This window comes from Ruegeria sp. BHSA118 (genome assembly GCF_059613405.1).
Genome location: NZ_JBXWSM010000133.1, coordinates 1 through 3,427 on the forward strand (window position 1 = coordinate 1; position 3,427 = coordinate 3,427).

General features: G+C 56.3%; 3 protein-coding genes. All 3 read right to left on the bottom strand.

Annotated elements, in window-relative coordinates:
- The coding region (locus AC2FNN_RS21250) for a CpsD/CapB family tyrosine-protein kinase (protein WP_496760462.1) at window positions 1-759 on the bottom strand (759 nt) is incomplete at its 3' end.
- A 31-nt stretch (window positions 760-790) separates the two neighbouring features.
- Window positions 791-2,332, bottom strand: a complete 1,542-nt coding sequence (locus AC2FNN_RS21255; protein ID WP_496760464.1) for a GumC family protein — start codon at window positions 2,330-2,332, stop codon at window positions 791-793.
- A gap of 1 nt (window position 2,333) precedes the next feature.
- A complete protein-coding gene (locus AC2FNN_RS21260) occupies window positions 2,334-3,191 on the bottom strand; it encodes an ExeA family protein (protein WP_496760466.1) in 858 nt (285 codons plus the stop codon).
- Window positions 3,192-3,427: the final 236 nt, after the last annotated feature.

The window sequence follows — 3,427 nt, forward strand, 5'->3', positions numbered from 1 at the left end:
GACGCTGGTCAGTTCCGCCAGTTGCTGTTCGGCAACGTCGATATGGTCGACGCTGGTTTCTTCGGCCGCAGCCAGAAGCAGGGCACAATCGACATTCCTGAGAAAGCCGTGGCTGTCATCGCTCATCATCAGGGGGGGCGTGTCGAACAGAATGACGTCGGGTTTGTAATCCGCCTCGAGCTGTTCGAGAAATTCGATCGCCCGTCGGCTTTGCAAGACTTCCGCCGGGTTGCGCGTGGGCGTGTAATTCAGCCCGAAAATCACGTTCTTGCCATACCGCAGCGCATGTTCGTGAAACGGCACCGACCCCTGAATGACGTCGGCCATGCTGTGGTTGCCGGTTTGCTTCAGAATCTCGGCCAGCCCCCTGCGCCGCATGTCGAAATCGATCACGATCGTCCGCAGATCTTCCTGGCGCCCCAGGCTGAAGGCCAGGTTGGCCGTCGTCGTGCTTTTGCCGCACCCGCTGTACGGGGAGGTCAATGCCACCCTGCGCCATTTGTTGGAGAGGGTCTGCTGCAACATCTTGGTGCGCAACATGTCATAGGGGGTGGCGTCTCCGCCGCCAGCAAGCGATGCAAGCCGGTTGCGCACGGCAAGTTTGGGGTCGATCTGTATCTCGGACACGCTTTGCCACCGGGCGTCACAGGCGTCTTCTGACGGGGCGTGACGGGGCGGTTGTTCCATGACCGGCGCCGGGCTTTCGCGGCTCTGCCGTTCCTCGCGCGCCTTTTGAATCGCTTTCTGAAGACGGTCCATCACACATTCACCAAATCAATCGAAACAATACTCACCAGTATGTCTCCAGTTTATCCATCACTCTCTCGGTAATGAGATCGAGGGGCAGGTAATAGGTATGCACCGCCCAGACCCCGGCGGGCACTCCGATTAGAATGGCCAGTATGATCCCACCCCATACCGCGCGCTGCATCAACACTTCACCGCGGGACGGAGCATAGGGAATAGTGGCGATCGGCCAGACCTCAAGCTTGTTGATCAGGTCTTCGGGTCGACGCACGGACCGGTTCAGGATCTCCAGCAGAACCACAAGCCCCAGCCCCAGTGCGATGCCAAAGGCAGCCCCTCCTCCGGCGATCATCAGGCGGTTTGGCTTGGCCGGCTCGCTTGGCGTGGATGGATGCTCGATGACGGAAATACGTTGCCCCTGGGACGTGACCTCGATCCGTTCCCCGGTCGAGGCTGCGGCCAGACGGCTGACTGCGGCATTGTACTGGGTTTGGATGTTGTCATGTTCGCGCTGCAGTTCAGATAGTGTGATGGCATTGGCCGGCGTCTGATCGATGGTCAACGTCAGAGCGTTAAGACGGTCTTCCATAACCCGCTTCTGATCCTCCAACGCCGAAATCTGCGAGTCGACCTGGGCCAGTTGCAGATCAAGGGCCGAATTGCCTGTTTGCACATCAACCGGGGCTGGGTTTGTCGCCTGTTCGGCGGCAACCACTTCCTCAAGCTTTTCGATCCGGGCTTGCAACAACTTAATCTGAGGGTTGTTTTCGGAATAAATCACACGCTGATTATCTAGTTGATTGCGCAACTGGTTCAGCTGTTGTTGCGCAGGGGACAGGTTCTGCTGGGAGACCCCGACAACCTGACCGGTTGAACTGAAGATATTGACCAGCTTTTCGCGCTGCGCTTTGAGTGAAAAGATCTGCTGATCCGTCTGTTCAAGATTGGTCTGCAATGCCCCCTGCTGTGCCAGCCGAAATTGCAGGCTGTCGGGCAGAGCGCCGGAGTTTTCATTCTTGAACTCGAGAATGCGGGCGCTGCGCCGGCTCAACTCGTCGCTCAGCCGTTCTACTTCGAGCTCGAAGAACGCCAGGGTATCTGTGGCCCGTTCCTTGCGATAGGCGACATCCAGCTTCTGGATTTCCGTCAGGTATTTGTTCAACACACCTGCCGCAATCTGGCCACTGCGCGCTTCGAAGGTGATTGTCATCAGATTGGCCTGATTGAGACCGCCAGAAGTCCAGATCGAGGTGTTCTTGCGCATGGCTTTGACGATCTGGTCAGGGCTTGCCTCATCCTGATCGGGCAGCACCTGAAACTCACGTGCGATCTCCAGAAGGACCGGACGGGTCAGCAGGCGCTGTTCGATGATCTGAAGCTGTTCCGCCGCAGGTGTGGTGACAGTACTGGCCGCCAGATTGCCCGGAATCTGAGGCGATTCAACGATCAGGCGCATGGTCGAGACATATGTGGCAGGCAACGTTCTGGCGACAATGAATGACGCTACAGACACGATCAGGGCGACGATCAGGAAATACGGAAACCGTCTCAGGAAAATGGAAAAGTAATAGCGAACCGGGCCCATATCAGACTGTCAGCTCCTTCTCGAGTGAGTTTCCGCCAAAGAACACGCCATCTTTGACCACTTGCTCCACAACCTCTTCATCCACCTTCTCGGCCTCATTCGTCCAGGCATAAAGCAGGGCAAAGTCGCAGAACTGATTCACAAGTCGCGGAACACCGCGCGTTTGTTTGAAAATCTGCTTGCAGGCCTCTTCGGTGAACTCATCGCCTGAACCGCCAGCCGTTTTCATCCTATGCCGGATATAGGCTTCGACCGAAGACTCATCCATCCGTTCAAGATGAAAACTTGCGGCCACGCGCTGTGTCAGCTGGCGCATCTTGGGATCAAGAACCATGTCGCGCAATTCAGGCTGACCAACCAGAACAAGCTGGATCAGCTCATCCGTGTTCGAATTGATATTGGTCAGCATCCGGATTTCTTCCAACCCTTCGACGGTCAGGTTCTGCGCTTCGTCAAAGATCAGAACCACACGCCGCCCTTCTGCATATTCCGCGACCAGGAAATCCTGTAGTTCCCGGAATATCTGTACATAGCTTGCATCCGCCTCGATCGGCAGACCCAGCGCGTGCAGGACCCATTGCAGCAGCTCTCCGCGGCCGCCCTGCGCATTCGAAATCAACCCAACCGTGATCGACTGCTCCATCTCGCTGAGGAGATGCTGTACCAGGGTTGTTTTCCCGGCCCCGATCTCACCCGTCAGCACGGTGATGGGCGCACAGCTCATGATGCCGAATTGCAGGACCGAGTAACCGCGCTTGTGCAGCGGCGACCAGTACATGAATCCGGGATCCGGAAGCAGCGTGAAGGGCCGTCGGTCAAGCCCGAAATAATCTAGATAAAACCCGTCGCTGGACGCCATTGCACCTCGGTTGCCTTCTGCCTTGTCAAACCTCGTACTGGCCCCCCGGAGATTATCCAAACTCATACTCTGAACCACCAGAAATCCCTTACACAAAGAACACATCACATAAACAAAAAGTACTTGGGTACTAGTTTGTCACAAAATCAAGATAGCAGGCACCACTAAACTGCACACGCGGTGAATTGACCTTTCCGCTTTCTCAATCTGAGGTGATCGGCGCGATTGTTTCCGTT

What these genes read in the sequence shown, in the direction of transcription:
- AC2FNN_RS21260 (WP_496760466.1), bottom strand. Translation starts at nt 3,191, where the DNA reads ATGGCGTCCAGCGACGGGTTTTATCTAGATTATTTCGGGCTTGACCGA.
- AC2FNN_RS21255 (WP_496760464.1), bottom strand. Translation starts at nt 2,332, where the DNA reads ATGGGCCCGGTTCGCTATTACTTTTCCATTTTCCTGAGACGGTTTCCG.